Source organism: Streptomyces capparidis, from assembly GCF_054782095.1.
Genome location: NZ_BAAGTD010000001.1, coordinates 220,740 through 241,821, shown reverse-complemented (window position 1 = coordinate 241,821; position 21,082 = coordinate 220,740). Strand labels below are relative to the sequence as shown.

At 74.8% G+C, this 21,082-nt stretch carries 18 protein-coding genes and 1 pseudogene; 4 read left to right on the top strand and 15 right to left on the bottom strand.

All coding sequences use genetic code 11. The features are described from left to right. Positions 1-231: 231 nt before the first annotated feature. A complete protein-coding gene (locus tag ACYVO2_RS01130; RefSeq protein ID WP_461005585.1) occupies positions 232-426 on the bottom strand; it encodes a hypothetical protein in 195 nt (64 codons plus the stop codon). 299 nt (positions 427-725) lie between these two features. Here ACYVO2_RS01130 and ACYVO2_RS01125 point away from each other — a divergent pair, with 299 nt between their 5' ends. Next, positions 726-1,169, top strand: a complete 444-nt coding sequence (locus ACYVO2_RS01125; RefSeq protein WP_461005584.1) for a DUF2752 domain-containing protein — start codon at positions 726-728, stop codon at positions 1,167-1,169. A 23-nt stretch (positions 1,170-1,192) separates the two neighbouring features. Here the strand turns inward: ACYVO2_RS01125 and ACYVO2_RS01120 are convergent, their stop codons facing one another. The 5 genes from ACYVO2_RS01120 to bldG form a co-directional block, all read right to left on the bottom strand. After that, the gene (locus ACYVO2_RS01120; RefSeq protein ID WP_461005583.1) at positions 1,193-2,704 is read right to left on the bottom strand and encodes a DUF7059 domain-containing protein; all 1,512 of its coding nucleotides are present in this window, start codon (positions 2,702-2,704) and stop codon (positions 1,193-1,195) included. A gap of 102 nt (positions 2,705-2,806) precedes the next feature. After that, positions 2,807-3,397 carry a small secreted protein gene (locus tag ACYVO2_RS01115; RefSeq protein WP_461005582.1) on the bottom strand — a complete coding sequence of 197 codons (591 nt, stop codon included), beginning with the start codon at positions 3,395-3,397 and terminating at the stop codon, positions 2,807-2,809. A gap of 188 nt (positions 3,398-3,585) precedes the next feature. After that, a complete protein-coding gene (locus ACYVO2_RS01110) occupies positions 3,586-6,090 on the bottom strand; it encodes a sodium-translocating pyrophosphatase (protein ID WP_461005581.1) in 2,505 nt (834 codons plus the stop codon). Between the two features lie 668 nt (positions 6,091-6,758). Next, the gene (locus tag ACYVO2_RS01105) at positions 6,759-7,175 is read right to left on the bottom strand and encodes an ATP-binding protein (protein WP_461005580.1); all 417 of its coding nucleotides are present in this window, start codon (positions 7,173-7,175) and stop codon (positions 6,759-6,761) included. An 86-nt stretch (positions 7,176-7,261) separates the two neighbouring features. Further along, the gene (gene bldG, locus ACYVO2_RS01100; protein WP_461005579.1) at positions 7,262-7,603 is read right to left on the bottom strand and encodes an anti-sigma factor antagonist BldG; all 342 of its coding nucleotides are present in this window, start codon (positions 7,601-7,603) and stop codon (positions 7,262-7,264) included. Positions 7,604-7,738: 135 nt separating this feature from the next. Here bldG and ACYVO2_RS01095 point away from each other — a divergent pair, with 135 nt between their 5' ends. Next, a complete protein-coding gene (locus tag ACYVO2_RS01095) occupies positions 7,739-10,243 on the top strand; it encodes a DEAD/DEAH box helicase (RefSeq protein WP_461005578.1) in 2,505 nt (834 codons plus the stop codon). Positions 10,244-10,348: 105 nt separating this feature from the next. On the opposite strand, the pseudogene ACYVO2_RS01090 reads toward ACYVO2_RS01095, so the two are convergent. From ACYVO2_RS01090 to ssd, 7 genes and pseudogenes are all read right to left on the bottom strand, one after another. Then, positions 10,349-10,582, bottom strand: a pseudogene (locus ACYVO2_RS01090) (Rv3654c family TadE-like protein); the annotation flags it as partial. 41 nt (positions 10,583-10,623) lie between these two features. Next, entirely contained in the window at positions 10,624-10,950 is a 327-nt protein-coding gene (locus tag ACYVO2_RS01085; protein ID WP_461005577.1) for a TadE family type IV pilus minor pilin, read from the bottom strand. A 157-nt stretch (positions 10,951-11,107) separates the two neighbouring features. After that, on the bottom strand, positions 11,108-11,371 hold the full coding sequence (locus tag ACYVO2_RS01080; RefSeq protein WP_461005758.1) for a DUF4244 domain-containing protein: 264 nt from the start codon (positions 11,369-11,371) through the stop codon (positions 11,108-11,110). 55 nt (positions 11,372-11,426) lie between these two features. Continuing rightward, a complete protein-coding gene (locus tag ACYVO2_RS01075; RefSeq protein WP_461005576.1) occupies positions 11,427-12,260 on the bottom strand; it encodes a type II secretion system F family protein in 834 nt (277 codons plus the stop codon). After that, positions 12,257-13,162 carry a type II secretion system F family protein gene (locus ACYVO2_RS01070; RefSeq protein WP_461005575.1) on the bottom strand — a complete coding sequence of 302 codons (906 nt, stop codon included), beginning with the start codon at positions 13,160-13,162 and terminating at the stop codon, positions 12,257-12,259. Before ACYVO2_RS01070 ends, ACYVO2_RS01075 begins: the two co-directional genes overlap by 4 nt. Further along, positions 13,159-14,364 (bottom strand): TadA family conjugal transfer-associated ATPase, encoded by a 1,206-nt coding sequence (locus ACYVO2_RS01065; RefSeq protein ID WP_461005574.1) that lies wholly within the window; start codon positions 14,362-14,364, stop codon positions 13,159-13,161. Before ACYVO2_RS01065 ends, ACYVO2_RS01070 begins: the two co-directional genes overlap by 4 nt. Then, complete coding sequence (gene ssd / locus ACYVO2_RS01060; RefSeq protein WP_461005573.1) at positions 14,361-15,566, bottom strand: septum site-determining protein Ssd; 1,206 nt, start codon at positions 15,564-15,566, stop codon at positions 14,361-14,363. Before ssd ends, ACYVO2_RS01065 begins: the two co-directional genes overlap by 4 nt. 548 nt (positions 15,567-16,114) lie before the next feature. Here ssd and ACYVO2_RS01055 point away from each other — a divergent pair. Then, positions 16,115-16,948, top strand: a complete 834-nt coding sequence (locus tag ACYVO2_RS01055) for an HAD family hydrolase (RefSeq protein ID WP_461005757.1) — start codon at positions 16,115-16,117, stop codon at positions 16,946-16,948. Between the two features lie 389 nt (positions 16,949-17,337). Here the strand turns inward: ACYVO2_RS01055 and ACYVO2_RS01050 are convergent, their stop codons facing one another. Continuing rightward, positions 17,338-18,177, bottom strand: a complete 840-nt coding sequence (locus ACYVO2_RS01050) for a Fic family protein (protein ID WP_461005572.1) — start codon at positions 18,175-18,177, stop codon at positions 17,338-17,340. A gap of 259 nt (positions 18,178-18,436) precedes the next feature. On the opposite strand from ACYVO2_RS01050, the gene ACYVO2_RS01045 reads away from it, so the two are divergent. Continuing rightward, positions 18,437-19,417: an ATP-binding protein gene (locus tag ACYVO2_RS01045; protein WP_461005571.1), complete on the top strand. Its 981-nt coding sequence runs from the start codon at positions 18,437-18,439 to the stop codon at positions 19,415-19,417. Positions 19,418-19,566: 149 nt separating this feature from the next. Here the strand turns inward: ACYVO2_RS01045 and ACYVO2_RS01040 are convergent, their stop codons facing one another. Continuing rightward, a complete protein-coding gene (locus tag ACYVO2_RS01040) occupies positions 19,567-20,925 on the bottom strand; it encodes a polysaccharide deacetylase family protein (RefSeq protein WP_461005570.1) in 1,359 nt (452 codons plus the stop codon). Positions 20,926-21,082 lie beyond the last annotated feature (157 nt).

The window sequence follows — 21,082 nt, the reverse complement described above, 5'->3', positions numbered from 1 at the left end:
ATTCATGCGCCACGGACCGCCGCCGATGTCCGTTTCGTCACCACAGCGGCAGGTCTCAGCCAAGATCGATTGCCCGGATTACCGGGTGGTTGGTCGTTGCCAGCGTTCGCCGGTGTCCCTTTTATTCCCGTGAGTGCGGGGGTGCAGTGCCGCCGGGTGCGACGGTGTCCCAGAACTGCGGTGCCACGGGGGTCCGACGTGGCCCGGAGCGGTCACATGAACCCCGAGGGGCTACACCGACAACAGGCACCACACGCCCGCCGCCACCGACGCCAGGCCCGTCGCGGTGTACAGCACCACGGCTCCGGCTCCCCCGCCGTGCACCACGGGCGCACGGGAGCGGGCGCGCGCCCCGGTCCACAGCAGCAGTGCCGCCCCGAACAGCGAGAACACCGTTCCGGCGAACACCGCGGGCCCGCTCTCCATCCGCCTCCCCTTCCCTGCGGGGACGTAAGGCTCGCCCGCCGCGGGGACGGGCGGGGCACGGCCGGGAGACCCGCGGGCGAACCCCGGGTGAAGGCCGGGTGCCGGGACCGGTCCGGGCAGCGGAGGGTGCTGGCAGGATGACGGGGACAGACGCGCCGGCGGAAGAGGGCCTGTCCTGCCCGCCTCCTCCGCCGTCCCCCCGACCCGGGGGACCTGCCGCCGGGGCCCGGACCGCCCCGTCCCGGCCGACGGCGGCGGCGCGGCGCTCCGGGGGCGCATCCGGCACGGAGGGTGACGACATGAGCGAGACGGGCGCCAGGGGCGTGCGTCCCGGAGAGGACGCGCCGCGCGGACGGCTGCGCACCCTGGCCGCGCACCCCGCGGCGACCCCCCTCGGACTGCTGGCCGCGGGCCTCGCCGGAGCCGCCCACCTGTACGGGACGAACCCGCACGAACCCGGCTCGCTGCTCCCCCGCTGCCCCTTCAACTGGGCCACCGGGCTGCTCTGCCCCGGCTGCGGCGGCACCCGGATGGCGTACGACCTGCTGCACGGGGACCTGGTCACGGCGTTCCACGACAACGCGGCGCTGCTGGCCGCCACCCCGGTGCTCGCGCTGCTGTACCTGCGCTGGCTGGGCGCGGGCCTGCGGGGGCGGCGCAACCCGCCGCGCCTGGGCGGGCGCGGCGCGGCGGCGGTGCTGGTGGCGGCCGTGGTGTGGGGCGTGGTGCGGAACGTGGTGTAGGGGACGCGGGGCCGGGCGGGCCGTCAGGGCGCGGGTTCGAGGAAGCCCTGCTCCACCAGCGTGCGGATCGCGTCGGGGGTGCGGGCGCGCAGCACCACCGGGTCCTCGTCGACGAGCTGCGCGATCGCGTCCAGGATCACGCCCGCGGGCAGCGTCCCGTCGCAGGCCCCGGCCAGGCCGGCGCAGACGGTGTCCACCGTGGTGGCGCGGCGCATGCCCCGGTTCTGCCGCAGCACCACGTGCTCGGGGTCCTCGGCGCCGGGCAGCCCGACCTGCTCCTGCACCACCTCCTCCGCGAGCCGCAGCCGGGTGCCGAGCAGCGCGGCGTCGTCGTGGTCGCGCAGGAAGTCCTGCCGGGCGAACCACCGCTCGACGTGCGCGCCGAGCGGCTGCTCCACGGAGTGCGGCCACTCCTCGGCACGGACCGAGGGGCGGGCGGAGCCGGTCCTGCGCAGGGTGATCCAGCCGAAGCCGATCCCCCTGACCCGCTGCTGTTCGAACTCTTCCAGCCATGCGTCGTAGCGCTTGGCGTAGTCGGCGGGGTCGCCCCGGTGGTCGCCGCTGTCGCGCAGCCACAGCTCGGCGTACTGGGCCGGGTCCTGCACCTCGCGCTGCACCACCCACGCGTCGCAGCCGGGCGGGACCCAGCCCGCGAGCCGGTCCCGCCAGTCCTCGCCCTCCACGTGCTGCCAGTTGGCGAGCAACTGGCAGTAGCCGCCGTCCGTCAGGTGCTCCGCGGCCCGGCCGACCAGGGTGCGGCACAGCTCGTCGCCCTGCATGCCGCCGTCCCGGTAGGTGAGGCGGGCGCCGGGCGAGACCACGAACGGGGGGTTGGAGACGATCAGGTCGTACCTGGCGCCGCCGACCGGCTCGTACAGGCTGCCGCGGAGGAGGTCCACGTTGTCCGCGCCGGACAGGGCCAGGGTCAGCCGGGCGAACGCCAGCGCTCGCGGGTTGACGTCGGTCGCGGTGACCCGGTCGGCGCGGCGGGAGGCGTGCAGGGCCTGGACGCCCGAGCCGGTCCCCAGGTCGAGGGCGGAGCCCACCCGGCGGGGGACGGTGATCCCGGCGAGCGTGGACGAGGCCCCGCCCACCCCGAGGACCAGGTCCGCCCCCGCGCCGCCGGCCGCCCCGGACGCGCCGCCGACGGAACAGCCCAGGTCGGAGACGATCCACCAGTCCTCGCCCGCCTCGCCCGCGTACGGGCGGACGTCCACCGTGGCGCGGACCAGGTCCTCGCCGCCGGGCCCGGCGTCCGCCTCCAGCCAACCGCCCTCCAGGCACTCCCGCACGGGCAGGGCCGTCGCGGCGTGCTTGTACGGGACGGCGGCGCGCAGCAGGAACAGCCGCACCAGCGCCTCGAGCGGGCTGTCGCCGCGGGTGGCGCGCAGGGCGGGCACGGTCTCGTTCCTGGACAGCGCCGCGTACGCGGTGGCGCCGAGCAGGTCCAGGCAGCCGTCGGCGGTGAAGGCGGCGGCGCGCAGGGCTTCGCGCATACGGGGGCAGGTGGCGGGGTTCGGGCTGGGGCCGGGCATGCCGTCATTGTCCAACGGGCGGCGGGGGACGGCGCCCGGAGGGCCGCCCCGGGCGCGGCGGACGGCTTCCGCGCCGCGCGCGCCCGCCGTGGACGGCGCGTCTCAGCCCGCCGTGGACGGCGCGTCCGCGGCGTCGGACGCCGACTCCGCCGGGCGGCAGCCGGGCTGCTCGGCCATGGCGCGGCCCAGCTCGCCGGACTGGAGCCTGGTCAGGCCGTCGCTGCTCCTGCGGCCCAGGGCCTCCCGCTCCTCACCGATGCCGGTCAGGCCGTCGGCGAAGTCCGCGCGGTCCTTGGTGTCGAGCTCGTCCACCTTCGTCTTCAGGTCCTGGTACGCCTTCGCGGTGTCCCGCAGGTCGCCCGAGGCGTCCTTGGCGAGCTTGTCCCCGTCGTCCACGGGCGGGGTGCCCGCCTTGTCCACGGCGTCGGCGAGCTGCTCGAAGGAGGCGGCCACGGTGCCCATGTCCTGCGACAGGCGCTTCTTGAGCTCGTCGGGCTTCTCGTCGTCCTTGACGACGCCGGTGTCCTCCAGCGCCCGGGTGGCGTTGTCCAGGGGGGTCTTCAGCGAGGCGCAGATGTCCTTGGCCCAGGCGTCGAGTTCCCCGGAGTTGTCGTCGCCCCCGCCCCCGCAGCCCGTGAGGGCGAACGCCGCCAGGACGGCTCCGGCCAGTGCGGTGGCCACCTTGTCGTTCACTGGTTCTGCCCCTTCCATGGCTCGTGCGCTCGGCAACATACACGCCGGTGCCGCGCGCCCGGCGGCTCCCGGGGGCGTTCGGTCGCCCTGTGTGACCATTCGCACCTCGCTGACCGGCAGGGCGGGCGCGAACGACGGCGGGCGGCGCGCGTGGTGTCACGCGTGCCGCCCGCCGGTGGGGCCCGCCCCTACGACACCACCGCGGGGTCGGCGGCGCGGGCCTCGCCGCCGCTGTCCGCCTCGCCCTCGCCGTCCATGCTGACGGGGCGGCGCTTGGACGCGTACACGGCCCCGACGATGACCGCGAACGCCGTCGCGGCGACGACGATCCGCACCGCGAGGTTCTCGTCGTCGCCGAAGCTGTAGGTGACGATCGCCGGCGCGATCAGCAGCGCCACCAGGTTCATCACCTTCAGCAGCGGGTTGATCGCCGGGCCCGCGGTGTCCTTGAACGGGTCGCCGACGGTGTCGCCGATCACCGTGGCCGCGTGCGCCTCGCTGCCCTTGCCGCCGTGGTGGCCGTCCTCGACCAGCTTCTTGGCGTTGTCCCAGGCGCCGCCGGAGTTGGCGAGGAACACCGCCATCAGGGTGCCGGCGCCGATCGACCCGGCCAGGAACGCCGCGAGCGGCCCGACGCCGAGGGTGAAGCCGACCGCGATCGGGGCCATCACGGCCAGCAGGCCGGGGGTGGCCAGCTCGCGCAGCGCGTCCCGGGTGCAGATGTCCACCACGCGCCCGTACTCGGGCCGCTCGGTGCCGTCCATGATCCCGGGCCTGGTGCGGAACTGGTTGCGCACCTCCAGCACCACCGCGCCCGCCGAGCGGGAGACGGCGTTGATGGCCAGGCCGGAGAAGAGGAACACCACGGCCGCGCCGAGCAGCAGCCCGACCAGGTTGTTCGGCTGGGCGATGTCGAGGTTCAGGCTGAGGTCGCTGGGACTGCCCACCGCGGCGATCTCGTCGTCCACGTCGCTGGTGTACGACCCGAACAGGGCGGTCGCCGCGAGCACCGCCGTGGCGATGGCGATGCCCTTGGTGATGGCCTTGGTGGTGTTGCCGACCGCGTCGAGCTCGGTGAGCACCTGGGCGCCCTCGCCGTGCACGTCGCCGGACATCTCCGCGATGCCCTGCGCGTTGTCCGACACCGGGCCGAAGGTGTCCATGGCGACGATGACGCCGACCGTGGTGAGCAGGCCGGTGCCGGCCAGCGCCACCGCGAACAGCGCGAGCGTCAGCGTGCTGCCGCCGAGCAGGAACGCCCCGTACACCGCCATGCCGATCAGCACCGCCGAGTAGACCGCGGACTCCAGGCCCACCGACACACCGGCCAGCACGACGGTGGCCGGGCCGGTCCGCGAGGTCTTGCCGATGTCGCGGACGGGGCGGCGGGTGGTCTCGGTGAAGTAGCCGGTGAGCTGCTGGATGAGCGCGGCGAGCACGATGCCGATGCTGACCGCGGCGAGCGCGAACACCCGCGGGTCGCCGTCGTGCTCGCTGATCCCGCTCGGCACGTTGTCGAGTTCGGCGAAACTCGACGGCAGATAGGCGAACGCGGCGATCGCGACCAGTCCCAGGGAGATCAGCGCGGAGATGAAGAATCCCCGGTTGATCGCGGTCATTCCGCTGCGGTCGTTCACCCGCGGGGAGACCGCGAAAATTCCGATCATCGCGGTGAGCACGCCGATCGCGGGAACGATCAACGGGAACGCCAGTCCGTCGTTCCCGAACGCCTCCAGGCCGAGGATCAACGCGGCCACCAGGGTCACCGCGTAGGACTCGAAAAGGTCGGCGGCCATGCCCGCGCAGTCGCCCACGTTGTCGCCGACGTTGTCGGCGATCGTGGCCGCGTTCCGCGGGTCGTCCTCGGGAATGCCCTGTTCGACCTTGCCGACCAGGTCGGCGCCGACATCGGCTGCCTTGGTGAAGATCCCGCCGCCGACCCGCATGAACATCGCCAGCAGCGCGGCGCCGAAACCGAAGCCCTCGAGCACCTTGGGGGCGCTCTCCTCGTAGATCAGCACCACCACGGCCGCGCCCAGCAGGCCGAGGCCGACGGTGAACATGCCGACCACACCGCCGGTGCGGAACGCGATCCGCATGGCGCGGTGGGAGACGGTCTTCACGTCCACGGCGGACTTCACCGCGCCGCCCTCGTCCGCGGCGCCCGACTGCGACGGGACACCGGGGGTGGCCGCGCGGGCCGCCGCGGCCACCCGCACGTTGCTGCGGACCGCGAGCCACATGCCGATGTAGCCCGTGGTCGCGGAGAACACCGCGCCGACCAGGAAGAAGAGCGATCGGCCGATCCGCTCGTTCCAGTCGTCCGCGGGCAGCAGCATGAGCAGGAAGAAGACGATGACGGCGAAGGTGCCGAGGGTGCGCAGTTGCCGCGCGAGGTAGGCGTTGGCGCCCTCCTGCACGGCCGCGGCGATCTCCTTCATCCTCGGCGTGCCCTCGTCCGCGCGGAGCACCTGGCGCACCAGGATGCCCGCGAGCACGAGCGCGGCCAGGGCCACGGCCCCGACGGCGAGGACGATGGCCCGGTTGCCCCCGGTGAGTACGGCCGTCACCTCGTTGGAATCCGCGGCGAGACTCCATTGTGCAATGAAATGATCTTTTGGCGGCCCGGTGGGAATGATCTCCGAGGAAGTGATCTCGGCAGCCTGATTTCCGGGGAAGGGAGACCCCGCCATTCGTCCTCCTTGACGTTTGGCACGTGGGTGCCGCGGAGGTCCTAGCGACCGCGGAACAGTCGCGACCATCGACGGTGCGCACGTAACTGCTCGGCTGTGCGGGCACGCTGAACCGGCCGGCGCGGGCCGGATCCAGCACCGCGGGACAGGGAGGAATTCTAGGGATCAAGGCGTGATCAAAACAGGGCGCGACGGACCATAATCACTTTCGTTCGCCCCTTGCAGTGAAGGTAAATGCAGAGTACTGACGCAGGAAACCCGGTAATGGGCAATGGGAATGATTTGATGTTTGAATTACCGGCGGGCCGGGGATCATTCCTGTTTGCGGTTCGCGCGCTGCATGTGACGCCTGGAGGGCGGGGGTGGGCGCTCGCGGCCTGCGGGGCGGTGGGGCCCTCGGGGGCGGTGCCGGGCGGTTGGCAGTGCCGGGCGGGCCGGGTGGCCTGGGGCCGGTGTCCTGCGGCTGTGCGGCGCGGGGTACCGCCCGCCGTACCGGGACGGAGGTGGCGGCGGTGCGCAGGCGGGGGGAGGGCGATTCGGCCCCGGGCGGGGACCCGCGGGGCGCGGAGTTCGGGCCGGGCGGGTCCGGGCGTGTCGGGGGGCCGGTGTCAGGGGCCGGTGGGCCGGGGCCAGCGGGCCGGCGCGGGGCGGGAGCCGCCCCGGCCGGGTCAGGAGAGGACGGAGGCCGGGGTGGTCGGCCAGCTCATCCTGATCGTGCCGCCGGTCTCACCGCTGGTGACCTCGACGTCGTCGACGAGGCCGCTGATCACCGCGAGGCCCATCTCGCCCTCCTCGCCGACGTCCTCACCGGGCGCGCCCACGGCCCCGGCGCTGCCCGGGACCTCGTCGCCCACCTCGATCGAGAACTTCTTCTCCTCCTCGACGAGCAGCACCCGCACGGGCCGGTCCACCCCGCTGCTGCGGTGGAGCCCGACGGCCCGGGAGCACGCCTCACCGACGGCGAGGCGCACCTCGTCGAGGACGGACTCGTCGACCCCGGCACGGCGGGCCACCGCCGCGGCGACCAGCCGCGCGGTCCGCACGTGTTCCGGCAGTGCGCTGAAGCGCAGTTCGACGGTGGCCATGTCGTCCCCCTCGGTGCTCGGGCGTGCCGCGCGGGGGCCCCGGACAGGTGCCCGGTGCCCCCCTGATTGCCGACCCTACGCGGTCGTCAGTCGGTCGCGGCGACGGCCTCGTCCACCGAGGTGTGGATGGGGAACACCTTGGTGAGGCCGGTGATCCGGAAGATCTTCAGAATGCGCTCCTGGTTGCACACCAGGCGCAGGGAGCCCTCGTGGGCACGCACACGCTTCAGACCCCCGACGAGCACCCCGAGGCCGGTCGAGTCGAGGAAGTCGACACCCTCCATGTCAACGACCAGGTGGTATTTGCCGTCGTTGACGAGCTCGACGAGCTGCTCCCGCAACTTGGGCGCGGTGTACACATCGATCTCGCCGCCGACATCGACGATCGTGCGATCGCCGACGGTACGGGTCGACAGGGACAGGTCCACGGATCCTCCAGCACCTTGCATCGAGCGGTCGCCCCCCATGGATCGGCAGCCGCGATGGCATTCAATCACTTACGCACAGGCGCGCACGACGCCTTGAAGCGATTGTCCGTCATGCCAGTGACACACTGAGTGTCAATGGCTCACGATTCCTTCCCGCAGGCGACGCGCCAACACGCTGCTCCCGGCGCGGTGCTCCGGCGGCTGGCCGAGGTACCGGACAGGGGTCAGCGCCTCACTCATACGGAGCACTTGCCCCCGCGCGTCGGCCGCCATGCCCCCTGGCCGGAGCGGATCCGGCCCGAGGTGGTGGCCGCGGTGCGGGCCACCGGGATCGACCGGCTCTGGGAGCACCAGGCGCGGGCCGCGGAGGCCGCCCTGGACGGCCGCTCGGTGGTGGTGGCCACCGGGACGGCCTCGGGGAAGTCGCTGGCCTATCTGCTCCCGGTCCTCACCTGCCTGCTCGACGGCGCCGAGGCCCCGAACGGCCGCGGCGCCACCGCGCTGTACCTGGCGCCCACCAAGGCCCTGGCCGCCGACCAGAAGCGGGCCCTGTCCGGCCTGGCGGCCGGCCTCGCCCCGGGCGTGCGGGCGGCCGTGTACGACGGCGACACCCCCGTGGAGGAGCGCGAGTGGATCCGCGGGTACGCCAACTACGTCCTCACCAACCCGGACATGCTCCACCGCGGCGTGCTGCCCGCCCACGCCCGCTGGTCCTCCTTCCTGCGCGCGCTGCGCTACGTGGTGGTGGACGAGTGCCACACCTACCGGGGCGTGTTCGGCTCGCACGTCGCCCAGGTGCTGCGGCGGCTGCGGCGGATCTGCGCCCGGTACGGCGCCGACCCCGTGTTCCTGCTGGCCTCCGCCACGGCCGCGGACCCCGGGGCCTCGGCCGGCCGCCTGACCGGCACGGACGTGATGGAGATCACGGAGGACGCGTCGCCGCGCGGCGAGGTCGTCTTCGCCCTGTGGGAGCCGCCGCTGACCGAGCTCAGCGGGGAGCACGGCGCCCCCGTGCGGCGCACCGCCACCGCGGAGAGCGCCGAGCTGCTGGCGGACCTGGTGACCAGGCGGGTGCGCACCGTGGCCTTCGTCCGCTCCCGCCGGGCCGCCGAGCTGATCGCCCTGGTGACCCAGGAGCGGCTCGCCGACTCCGGGACCGGCCTGTCCGGCCGGGTCGCCGCCTACCGGGGCGGCTATCTGCCGGAGGAGCGCAGGGCGCTGGAGCGGGCCCTGCACTCCGGGCGGCTGCTCGGCCTGGCCTCGACCAGCGCCCTCGAGCTCGGCGTGGACGTCTCCGGTCTCGACGCCGTCCTGCTCGTGGGCTATCCGGGGACCCGCGCCTCCCTGTGGCAGCAGGCCGGCCGGGCCGGGCGCGCCGGGGAGGGAGCTCTGGCCGTGCTGGTGGCGCGCGACGACCCGCTGGACACCTATCTGGTGCACCACCCCGACGCCCTGTTCCGGCGGCCGGTGGAGACCACCGTGCTCGACCCGGACAACCCCTATGTACTGGCGCCGCACCTGTGCGCCGCCGCCGCGGAGTTCCCGCTCACCGAGGCCGACGTGGACCTGTTCGGCCCCTCGGCCGCCGAGCTGCTGCCGCAGTTGGAACGGCGCGGGCTGCTGCGGCGCCGGGAGCTCGACGGGTCGGGGCGGGCCTCCGGGCGGGGCGGCGGGCGCACCGGGTGGTTCTGGACCCGGCGGGAGCGGGCCGCCGACCTGACCGACATCCGCGGCGCCGGGGGCCGCCCGGTGCGGGTGGTGGAGGAGGGCACCGGCAGGCTGCTGGGCACCGTGGACGCCGCTGCCGCCCACACCGCCGTGCACGAGGGAGCCGTCCACCTCCATCAGGGCCGCACCTATCTGGTCCGCACGCTGGACCTGGAGGAGTCGGTCGCCCTGGTCGAGGAGGCCGACCCGCCGTACACCACGATGGCCAGGGACACCACCTCCATCTCCGTGCTGGACACCGACGCCGAGGAGTCCTGGGGCGAGGCCCGGCTCTGCTTCGGGTCGGTGGAGGTCACCAACCAGGTGGTCTCCTTCCTGCGGCGCAAGCTGATCACCGGCGAGGTGCTCGGCGAGACGAAGCTGGACCTGCCGCCGCGCACCCTGCGCACCCGGGCCGTGTGGTGGACGGTGACCATGGACCAGTTGGAGCGGGCGAACGTCCTGCCGGAGGAGCTGCCCGGCGCCGCGCACGCCGCCGAGCACGCCTCCATCGGCATGCTGCCCCTGTTCGCCACGTGCGACCGCTGGGACATCGGAGGCGTGTCGGTGCCGCTGCACCCCGACACCGGCCTGCCCACCGTCTTCGTCTACGACGGGCACCCGGGCGGCGCGGGCTTCGCGGAGCGCGCCTTCCGCACGGCCCGCTCCTGGCTGACCGCGACCCGTGAGGCCATCGCCTCCTGCGAGTGCGAGTTCGGCTGCCCCTCGTGCATCCAGTCCCCCAAGTGCGGCAACGGCAACGAACCCCTGGACAAGCCCGGCGCGGTCCGCCTCCTGGACGCGCTGCTGTCCGCGGCCCCGGTGGCTCCCGAGACCGTCGATGGCGCAGGCACCACCACCCGGCCGGAGGGCTCCGGAGCCGCCGGGGCAGGGGCGGACGGCGAGGGACGAGGAGCCCCGGAGAGGGGCTGAGGAGGCTTGGGTGGCGGCGCCCGGCCCCGTGGCGGTCGCCGCCGCGGGGCCGGCCCGTGAGCGGGCCCGGGCGGGTGGCGCGGGCCACGGCAGCCCGTGCGGCCGGGTCTCCGCCGTGACGTCGGCGACATCGCCCCGCACATGGCACTCCACCAGCCGGGCGCCCTGCGCGGCGGCCACCCTCGCGGCCGAGGCACACGCCTTCCGCGGCCCGTCCAGGGCGAGGTCCGCCGCGGCGAGCGCCGCGAGGTCGGCCGCCGTCCACGCCCGGTGCCGCGCCGCCACCGCCTGCCCGAAGGCCAGCACCGCCGCGAACGCGCCGACCGCGGCGACCGCCATCACCAGCGCCCACACCGTCGCCGAGCCCCGGTCCCGCCCGCTCACGGCTCCCCCCGCCCGACGGTGTCCTCGGCGAGCGCCACCGCCTCGGCCCGCACCCGGGCGGACAGCAGGGACGACAGCCGCCCGGGGCCGAGCGCCCGCGCCACCACCTCCACCCGGACCAGGTCGCCCTCGCGCCAGGACCGCACCGAGGCCCCCTCCGGGGCGCTCCGCTGGGCCGCGGCGACCACCACCTCCTCCCCCTCGCCGCGCGCCGCCGCCCTGGCCCCGGCACCGGCCGCGTCCACGCAGGCGATCCGCGCCCCCGCCGCCAGCACCCCCCACACCAGCATCGCCGTGAACAGCACCAGGGCCGGGATCACCACGGCGGTCTCCGCCGTGACGTAGCCGCCGTCGCGCCGCCACCGGCCCCGCCCCGGCGGCCGGTCCTCCTCCGCCGCGGCGCCGCGGTTCCGCCGGGTGCCCGGCGCGGGCGGGCCGGGGGGCGCGGACGCCCTCCCGCCCTCGCGCCCGCCGCCCCTGTCAGAAGGGCGAGCGCAGCGCACTCTCCACCATCCCGCTCAGCGCGGAGGCGACCGCGTCGCTGGAGAGGACCTTGACCAGCACGGCGCCGAACCCGCAGGCCGCCACCGTCCCCACGGCGTACTCCGCCGTGGTCATCCCCGCGTCCCGCCGCCGTGCCGCGAGCACCCTGGCCCCCGCCCACCGCCGCACCGCGGTCACCGGACGCGCGACCGCCCACCGACCCCGCGGCGCCCGGCTTCCGTCCGGCCGCCCGCACGGCATGTGCCTCACCGTCATGTCTGTCCCCCTCCTGGGAGGTGCCGTATGTGTCGTTCCGTCAGTTGTGGGTGAGCATCGTGCCGGTCAGGCCGATCACCAGGGGCACGACGCCGACCAGCAGAAAGGCGGGAAGGAAGCACAGCCCCAGCGGTGCCGTGGCCAGCACTCCCGCGCGGCGGGCCCTGGCGTGCGCCTCCCTGGCGGTCTCGGCCCTGCACTGGGCGGCCAGGGCCTCCACCGGCCGCACCGGAGGGGCCCCGGAACCGCACGCCCGCTCCATCCGGCGGCCGAGCACCGCCGCGCCCGGCACCGCCCCGAACCTGGCCCAGCACCGCGCCGGATCACCGCCCAGGCGCAGCTCGGCTGCCACCCGCACCAGCCGCTCCCCCAGCGGGCCGCCGATCGACCCGCCCACCGCGGCGGCGGCCTGCCCCGGCCCGGCGCCCGCCGCCAGGCAGGCGGCCAGCAGGTCCGCGGCGAGCGGGAGCTGCCGCCGTATCCGCTCCGCGACAGCCGCCTCCTCAGCCCGCCCGGCCTCGGCGGACCGCCCGCGCTCCCGGACGAACACGGCGACCCCCACCGCGAGCCCGAGCACGGCCCCGACCAGGCCGCCGACCAGCAACGCGGTACCCGCGCCCGCCCCGGCCGCCCGCACATGCCCCGCGGGCACCCGCCGCCCGGAGCCGCGCCACCGCCGCAGCGCCCGCAGTCGCGCGACCACCCCGGGCCGGCCCTTCCCCGGCGGCACCCCTCCCGCCGCGGGCAGGACCGCCGCCAGGCGCCGCCGCACCCGCCCCGCCCTTCGCCTGCCGGCGAGGAGGGGCCACACCGCGCACACCGCCGCGACCAGCAGCGCCGCCACCAGCGCCTCGCGCACCGCGGGACCGCTCATGACGCGCCCCGCACGATCCGGGCCGTCCACGCGAACCCGGCCCACTCCAGGGCGGCGCCGAGGACCAGGCAGGCCAGCCCGGCCGGGGTGTGCAGCAGCACCCGCAGCGGGTCGGCCCCCAGGGCGGTGCCGAGCAGCACACCGGCCGCGGGCAGCAGGGCGAGCAGCACGGCCGTGGACCGCGGACCCGCCAGTTGGGCCTTGAGGTCCTCCCGCTGCCGCTCCTCGGCGCGCAGCGCCGCCGTCACCCGCTCCAGCCCCTCGGCGAGCCCGCCTCCGCTGTCCACGGCGACCTCCCAGCAGGCGGCCATCCCCGCCAGCCCCTCGGCGCCCGGCGCGGCGGCGGCCCGGCGCAGCGCCCCCGGCACGTCCCCGCCGAACCTGGCCGCGGCCAGCACCCCCGTCCGCGCGGCCGGGTCCTCCCGCAGCCCGCCGTCCGCGACGGCCTGCGCCAGCGCGTGCAGGGGCGGCCGTCCCGATCGCAGCTCCCCTGCCACGCAGGAGCACAGCTCGATCACCGCGGACCTGCGGGCGGCGGCGAGGCGCTCGGCGGCACGCCGCCGCAGCAGGCGGCGGACGACCGGCACCGCGGCCAGCCCGGCGAGCGCGGGCGCGGGGGAGCGCAGCAGCACCGCCGCGAGCACGCCGAGGCCCACGCACAGCCCTTCCCGCGCCCAGCGCGCCCGTACGAGGGCGAGCAGCTCACGCGGCGCTCCGGCCCGCTCCGCCCAACGGCGCGGCAGCAGGCCCCCGCCCAACGGCCCGGGCGGAGGCGCGCCGACCACCTGCCCGGCTGCGCCGGTGAGCCGGCGCGCCCGGCGCAGCGTCTCGTCGTGCCCGGACAGCGTCCAGGCGGCGGCGCCCGCCAGCCCCACCAGGGCGGCGGCCGTGACCTGGTTCACCGGGCACCTCCGCGCCGGCACAGCTCGTCCAGCCTGCGCCAGCCCCGCTCCCGCACCAGCCGGCCGTCCCGCTCCATGACGGCCGCCGGGACGGTGGCCACCAGGCCCGACGGGGTGCGCTCCAGCACGTGCACCTCGGCCACGCGGCGCCCGCCGCCGCGCTCGCGCACCATGTGCACCACCGCGGCGACCGCGGCGGCCAACTGGCTGTGCAGCGCGGGCCGGTCGAGCCCGGCCGCGGCGCCGAGGGCCTCCAGACGCGCGGGCACGTCGGCGGCGGCGTTGGCGTGCACCGTGCCGCAGCCGCCCTCGTGCCCGGTGTTCAGGGCGCTCAGCAGCTCCGTGACCTCGTGGCCGCGGACCTCGCCCACCACCAGGCGGTCGGGCCGCATCCGCAGCGCCTGCCTGACCAGGTCCCGCAGGGTCACCAGGCCCGCGCCCTCCTGGTTGGCCGGGCGGGCCTCGAGCCGCACCACGTGCGGGTGGTCGGGCCGCAGCTCCGCCGAGTCCTCGGCCACCACGATCCGCTCGTCGGGGGCCACCCGGCCGAGCAGGGTGCCGAGCAACGTCGTCTTGCCGCTGCCGGTGCCCCCGCTCACCAGGAAGGACAGCCGCGCGTCGAGCACCGCGCCGAGCAGCGCCGCGCCCTCGCGGCCGAGGGTGCCCGCTGCCACCAGCTCCTCCAGGGTGAACGCCCGCTCGCGCACCACCCGCAGCGACAGGCAGGCCGACCCGACGGCCACCGGCGGCAGCACCGCGTGCAGCCGGGTGCCGTCCGGCAGCCTTGCGTCCACCCACGGCCGGGCGTCGTCCAGCCGCCTGCCCGCCGATGTCGCGAGCCGCTGCGCGAGCCTGCGCACGGCGGCCGCGTCCGGGAAGGAGACACCGGCGCGCTCCAGGCCGCGCCCGCGGTCCACCCAGACCTCGTCGGGGCCGTTGACGAGCACGTCCGTGACGTCCTCGTGGGCGAGCAGCGGCTCCAGCGGGCCCGCCCCGACCATCTCCGAGCGCAGGGCGCGCACCACTCCGAGCACCGCGGTGTCACCGAGCAGCCTGCCCTGGGCCCGCAGGGCGGCCGCCACCCGGGCGGGAGTCGGTTCGTCGCCGGACTCGGCGAGCCTCAACCGGACGGCGTCCACCAGCGAGGCGTGGTCCTGCGCCGGTGCCGCGGTGCCCCGGGCCGGGGGCGGCAGCCCGCTCACGCCGCCACGCTCCCGGCCGCCGGGGGCAGCACCTCGGCGAGGAACGCGGAGCAGAACCGCGCCAGCGGGCCCTGAGGGCTGCCGCCTGGCGGCTGCCCGTCGGCCGGCGCCGCGGCGAGCCCCGGCTCGGGAGGGAGCTGCCCGGCGAGGCGCAGGCCCAGGGTCTCCGCGATCGCCTCGTCGTCCAGCCCGCGCGCCACCGGCCCGCGCACCACCACGCGCAGATCCCTGAGCACCATCCCCGCGGCCGCGGCCACCCGGCCGGCCGCCACCACGGCACGCACCTCGGACGGGACGACCAGCAGCCCCAGATCGGTCTGGGACAGCGCCTCGGCCACCGAGTCGTCCACCCGCCGGGGGAGGTCCACCACGACGAGGCCGCCGCGCCTGCGCACCGCGGCGAGCACGGAGCGCATCGCCTCCGGCGGGATGCTGACCGCGTCCCTGCGGTCCCACGAGAGCATCGCCAGCTTGTGGGAGCGGGGCAGGGACCTGTCCAGCACGCCCGTGCTGACCCGCCCCCGGGAGCCGGTCAGATCCGGCCAGCGCAGGCCCTCGGCGTCCTCGGTGCCGAGCAGGGCGTCCAGACCGCCGCCGAGCGGATCGCCGTCCACCAGGACGGCGCGCTGCCCGGAGCGCGCGGCCGTCACCGCCAGGGCGCAGGCCAGCGTGCTCGCCCCGGCGCCGCCGCGGCCGCCCAGCACGGCGACGGTGAGCGCCTGCCGGCCGACGCCCTCGGCGGCGTCGGCGATCCGGTCCACCAGCCACTGCTCGGCGTCGGGCAGGAACAGCACGTGGTCCGCGCCGATGTCGACGGCCCGCCGCCACACGTCGGGGTCGTCCAGGTCCCGTCCGATGAGCAGTACACCGCCGCGCCTCGCCGCGACACCGGCCCACGGCCCGGACACCCGCGCCGCCGACTCGTCCCCCACCAGCACCAGCGGCGCCCGCTCCCAACTGGCCCGGCCCGGTGGCGCCCCGTAGGCCACCTCCGGCTCGGTGCCCGCCGCCGCGCACAGGCGCAGCAGGTCGTCGAGCAGTTGCTCGTCCTCGGTGACGATCAGCGGACTGCCCGCGCGCTCCGTCGCGGGTGGGCGCCGCCGGCCGTCGCTCCCCCGCTGTCCCGGCTCCCCGCCGTCCCGGTGCTCCGCCTCGCGCCGCTCGCGCGGCTCCCATCCGTCGGTTCCGGTCGGTCCGGCCATGGTCCCTCCCCTCGTCGGCGCGCCCGGCGGCGCGCCGACGACCACGGTGGACCCGCTGCCGCCTCCCGTGCGGATCTTGCTGCCGATCTGTGGACAACTGACCGCTCGAGGAAAACTCCGTCACCCGTATGGGTGACTTAGTGGCTGTTCCGGAACATCGCGGCTCGGCAGGGCGTACTCACGAACAGAGCGCACAGTCCTCGGCACGGTTCGTACTCGCCCGCACATCGATCCCGACACAGCGCCACCGGCAGAACACTCATTGCAATGATGCGGCCAAGGAACTATCGGGCACGTCACAACGAAACGCGAAGATAGAGAGGAAGGGGTGCCGCGACGGAAGTCAGACGAAGACGCCGGAAAAGTATCCGGACATGCGACGACCCCCGCCGGGGGGGAGAGCGGGGGTCGTCCCCACGGCCGACTCGGGGGGGGAGGAGTCGGGCCGGGTTAGCACGGTCGCGAACGATCCGTGACTTCCATGGTGTACCCGAGAGCCTTCTCAAGCAAACCCACGCGCCCCAGCTTACGCCGAATGGTGGGCGCATATCCTCATCCTCGTGGAAAATCGCCCCCAGCCCCGCGCAGCGGCCTTCTTCGACCTGGACAAGACAGTCATCGCCAAGTCCAGCACTCTCGCCTTCGGCAAGCCCTTCTACCAAGGCGGCCTGATCAACCGCCGGGCGGTCCTGCGCACCGCCTACGCGCAGTTCGTCTACCTGGCCGGAGGCGCCGACCACGAGCAGATGGAGGGGATGCGCGAGTACCTCTCCAAGCTGTGCCGGGGGTGGAACGTCCAGCAGGTCAGGGAGATCATCGCCGAGACGCTGCACGAACTGATCGACCCGATCATCTACGACGAGGCGGCCTCCCTGATCGAGGAGCACCACGCGGCGGGGCGGGACGTGGTGATCGTGAGCACGTCCGGCGCCGAGGTGGTCGAGCCCATCGGCGAGATGCTCGGAGCCGACCACGTGGTCGCCACCCGCATGGCGGTCGAGGACGGGTGCTACACCGGCGAGATCCTCTACTACGCCTACGGCGAGACCAAGGCCCAGGCCGTGCGGGAGCTCTCCGAACTCGAGGACTACGACCTGACCCGCAGCTACGCGTACAGCGACTCGATCACGGATCTGCCCATGCTCGAGACCGTGGGCCATCCCCACGCGGTGAACCCGGACCGCGCGCTGCGCCGCGAGGCGGTCTCGCGGGGCTGGCCGGTGCTGGTCTTCAGCCGCCCGGTCCGGCTGCGCCAGCGCATCCCGTCACTGACGGCGGCCCAACTGCCGATGCTCGCCGCGGCCGCCGTGGGCGCCGCCGCGACCGCCGCGGGGCTGGTGTGGTTCGCCTCGCGCCGGCGCAGGCCGTCCGGTTTGGCGTGATTGGTGACCGAAGCCAAAGAAGTGCGGTGAACCCTTCCGGTCCGTCCCGGAGCGCGGTAGAAAGGAAGTAGGCCCGCGAGACCAGGGAAGACTCAAGAGGTCGCCCGCAGTGGCCCACGGACCGAGCACAGAAGTCGGGTACCCACGCGCAGCCGACCCGCGATAGGGCCAGCCGCACCAGGTACGGGCAAAGAACCCGGCCTGATGGGCAGAGAAGGTGCACGCACTGGTAACCCGGCGGACGTGCCAGCGGCGGCGCCCCACGGACGCCGCCGCATCTCTGTGTCAGCGCACCTCCGTGCCCGCGCGGACACGGCACACGCCTCAAGCGTCGGCGCGCGCCAACCCGGCCGACGCCGCGCCCGCCGCGCGCTCCCCTCGGCACCGCTTCAGGCCGCGCCTCGTTGCAGGGCCTCGCACACCGCGGTCGACTCGCGCGCGCCCAGCGTCACCGCCTCGGCGCAGTGGCCGATCCACGCCGCCACACCCTCCGGCGTCCCCGACGCATAGCCCTCCAGGGCCCGCGCGTACGCCTCCGTGCCCAGTTCGGCCAGCCCCACCTCGGCCGGGCACACGGACTTGGGGTCCAGTCCCGAGGCCACCAGGACGACGCGCTGCGCGGCCCTCGCGACCAGCCCGTTCATCGAGCCGAAGGGCCGCAGGGCGAGCAGTTCGCCGTGCACCACCGCGGCCTGCACCAGCGCCGGGGCGCCCGTTCCCGCGAGCATCACCCGGGCGAGCCCGTCCAGCCGCGCGGAGACCTCGTCCGCCGGCGGCACGGGCAGCCCCGCGGCCGGAGCCGGCGAGGGCACGGACTCCCCGTCGCGACGCGGGCGCCCGACCCGCTCCTCGTCCAGGACGCCGCTCGCCGCGACCAGGTGCAGCCGCGCCAGGACCCGCAGCGGCGACTGCCGCCACACGCCGAGCAGTTGCCCGGCCTCCGCGCACAGGCGCAGCGCGGCGCCCACCTGCTCGGCCCCGCTCTGCCCGCCGTCGGCGCCCGGCCGGAAGTCCGTGCGCCGGCGCACCTCCTCCAGCGCCCAGTCCGCGCCCTCGCACGCCGCCGATGCCCTCGCTCCGCGCAGCGCCGCCTCGGAGGAGACCTCGTTGCTGCGCCGGCGCATCACCCGGTGCCCGTAGACGCGGTCCACGGACCGGCGCACGGACTCCACGGACTCGGCCACGCCAGGCAGTCCGGCCAGCGCGGCGAGAGGGTCGCTCGTACTCATGGGTCAAGACCCTACGCACTCCCGCACGCCGGGTCCGGGAGACCCCCGATGGAGTGACCCGCACGGAGGGAGGGTCACTCTGCGCACAGGCACGGCTACGATTGCCCCCATTCACTCGGTGACGATAACGGTTACCAGTTCCGCCGAGACCGGCCGCCAGGACCGGCCGGGGGCACCGCGGGCCGGGTCGGCCCCGGCCTCGCGCCGCCCTCGGTCCGTACCTTCACCGGTCACGTTTCCGCAGTTCAGGAGCTCGCTCATGAAGATCGCCTTCGTCGGCAAGGGCGGCAGCGGCAAGACCACGCTGTCCTCGCTGTTCATCCGGCACCTGGCCGCCGCCCGGTTTCCCGTCGTCGCGGTGGACGCCGACATCAACCAGCACCTGGGCGCGGCCCTCGGCCTGGACGAGCGCGAGTGCGCCGCGCTGCCCGCGATGGGCGCCCACCTGCGCCGGATCAAGGACCATCTGCGCGGCACCAACCCCCGGATCACCGACGCCGACACGATGATCAAGACGACTCCGCCGGGCCGGGGCTCCCGGCTGCTGCGGGTGACCGAGGACAACCCGGTGTACGACCTGTGCGCGCGCCCCGTCCCCCTGGAGGGCGGAGTGGTCAGGCTGATGGCCACCGGCCCGTTCGAGGAGGCCGACCTCGGGGTCGCTTGCTACCACTCCAAGGTCGGCGCGGTGGAGCTGTACCTGAACCACCTGGTGGACGGCCCCGCCGAGTACGTCGTGGTGGACATGACCGCGGGCTCGGACTCCTTCGCCTCGGGCATGTTCACCCGGTTCGACATGACGTTCCTGGTGGCGGAGCCGACCCGCAAGGGCGTCTCCGTCTACCGGCAGTACCGCGACTACGCGCGCGACTACGACGTCGCGCTGCGCGTGGTGGGCAACAAGGTGCAGGGGCCGGACGACGTGGCGTTCCTGCGGGAAGAGGTGGGGGACGACCTGCTGGTGGCGTTCGGCCACTCGGACTGGGTGCGGTCGCTGGAGAAGGGGCGCCCACCCCGGTTCGACGCCCTGGAGGCGGACAACCAGGATGCGCTGGCCACGCTGGTCCGGACCGTGGACGCCGCCCTGGAGCGGCGCGACTGGGCCCGCTACACCCGGCAGATGGTGCACTTCCATCTGAAGAACGCCCGGAGCTGGGGCAACGCCAGGACGGGGACGGACCTGGCGGCGCAGGTGGACCCGGACTTCTGCCTCGGTGACGCCGCCGCCGCACCGGCCTGACGGTGCGCGCACCCCGAGCGGCCGGACGGAGTCAGCACCCTCCGAGCGGCCCGCCGCGGCTCTCCCCCCTCCCCCGGGCGACCGCGGCGGGCCTTCAACTCACGTGCGGCACGACGGCGCGGGCGCCGCCCTTGCCGCCGCCGCGGACCTCAGTCCGTCCGCGTGCGCCGGCGCGCCCCGCTCCCGCGCGCCCCCCTGCCCGCCGCCGCACGACCGGCCGTGGTGCCCGCGTCCTCGGGCCCGGACCGCGAGCCCGGCGCGGCGCCGCCGGAGGCGGCCAGGAACGTGGACCAGTCCGGCTTCTGCCCCACCTCGAGCGTCCGCAGCTTGTCCAGCACCTCGGGATCCTGCGCGTCGAGCCAGTCGGCGAGCTGGCGGAAGGACACGCACCGGACCTCGTCCTTCACGCACACCGTCTTGATGACGTCCTCCACGGCGCGCATGTAGATGCCGCCGTTCCACTGCTCGAAGTGGTTCCCGATGAACAGGGGCGCGCGGTTGCCTTCATAGGCGCGTTCGAAACCCGCGAGGAAGCCGTCGCGCGTCTGCTTCTCCCACTGGGCGTGCTTCGACGGGTCCCCGTTGACGGTGCCGGACTGGTTGGCGAGGAAGTTGTAGTCCATCGACAGCGTCTCGAAGCCGCGCCCCGGCATGGGGATCTGCTGCAACGGGAAGTCCCAGATGCCGCCCTTCTTCGACGGCCACACCTGGCGCCCGCCCGAGGAGCTGGCGTCGTAACGGAAGCCCATCTCCTTGGCGGCGGGAATCAGGTTCTCCTGGCCCTCCAGGCAGGGCGCGCGACCGCCGACAAGTTCCTTGCGGTAGTCGAAGGGCAGGGGTTCGACGTCCGTGAGACCGGTGTTGGTCCTCCAGTTGGCGACGAACGACCGGGCCTGCTTGATCTCGCTCTTCCACTCGGCCGTGGTCCAGGTGCCCACCCCGCCGTTCGGGCCGCAGAAGTGCCCGTTGAAGTGGGTGCCGATCTCGCTGCCGTCGAGCCAGGCGAGGCGGAGCTGCTCCAGCGTGGGCCGCAGGTCCTCATCGTCGATGAAGCCGATGTCGGAGGCGCCGCGCGGATGGCGCGGCGGGTCGTACAAGTCGCGCCGGGACTCGGGCAGGACGTAGACACCGCTGAGGAAGTACGTCATCGAGGCGTCGTACTTGCGGCCGACCTCGCGAAAGTGCGAGAAAAGCCGATTTCCGTCCTCGCCCGCGCCGTCCCAGGAGAAGACGACGAACTGGGGCGGGCGTTCTCCCGGGGCGAGGCGGGTCACCTTCGGCTGGTTGGGCTGCGGTCCGGTGTCCGCGGTCGACCCGTCGCCGATCAGCCGTTCCGGGCGGGTGTGGGGATTGTCCAGCGGGCCACGGCCGGGATTTCCGGTGCGGCCTCCCTCGCCGCGCCCGGTGTTCGTTTTCCCCGACGGGCCGTCACCGGCCGCGCACGCAATGGCGGTCGACGCCAGAACGGCCGCGGCGGCCGTCACGGCAATTGCCCGAGCGGACTTCATGGACCTACCTCGTTCCGTGTAGCGCACCCACGACATCCGTCTCGCGGGTCGAGCCTGCACACTCAAGGTGGCATGGCGCTCCGTCACCACGGTCCTGGGACACGTTTTTTCAGCTAATCATTTTTATTTCACTCGTTGGGGGGAACTTCGGTTGTCT

Coding starts and splice junctions, on each gene's coding strand:
- ACYVO2_RS01130 (WP_461005585.1), bottom strand. CDS start 426: ATGGAGAGCGGGCCCGCGGTGTTCGCCGGAACGGTGTTCTCGCTGTTC.
- ACYVO2_RS01125 (WP_461005584.1), top strand. CDS start 726: ATGAGCGAGACGGGCGCCAGGGGCGTGCGTCCCGGAGAGGACGCGCCG.
- ACYVO2_RS01120 (WP_461005583.1), bottom strand. CDS start 2,704: ATGCCCGGCCCCAGCCCGAACCCCGCCACCTGCCCCCGTATGCGCGAA.
- ACYVO2_RS01110 (WP_461005581.1), bottom strand. CDS start 6,090: ATGGCGGGGTCTCCCTTCCCCGGAAATCAGGCTGCCGAGATCACTTCC.
- ACYVO2_RS01105 (WP_461005580.1), bottom strand. CDS start 7,175: ATGGCCACCGTCGAACTGCGCTTCAGCGCACTGCCGGAACACGTGCGG.
- ACYVO2_RS01095 (WP_461005578.1), top strand. CDS start 7,739: ATGGCTCACGATTCCTTCCCGCAGGCGACGCGCCAACACGCTGCTCCC.
- ACYVO2_RS01080 (WP_461005758.1), bottom strand. CDS start 11,371: ATGCCGTGCGGGCGGCCGGACGGAAGCCGGGCGCCGCGGGGTCGGTGG.
- ACYVO2_RS01075 (WP_461005576.1), bottom strand. CDS start 12,260: ATGAGCGGTCCCGCGGTGCGCGAGGCGCTGGTGGCGGCGCTGCTGGTC.
- ssd (WP_461005573.1), bottom strand. CDS start 15,566: ATGGCCGGACCGACCGGAACCGACGGATGGGAGCCGCGCGAGCGGCGC.
- ACYVO2_RS01050 (WP_461005572.1), bottom strand. CDS start 18,177: ATGAGTACGAGCGACCCTCTCGCCGCGCTGGCCGGACTGCCTGGCGTG.
- ACYVO2_RS01045 (WP_461005571.1), top strand. CDS start 18,437: ATGAAGATCGCCTTCGTCGGCAAGGGCGGCAGCGGCAAGACCACGCTG.
- ACYVO2_RS01040 (WP_461005570.1), bottom strand. CDS start 20,925: ATGAAGTCCGCTCGGGCAATTGCCGTGACGGCCGCCGCGGCCGTTCTG.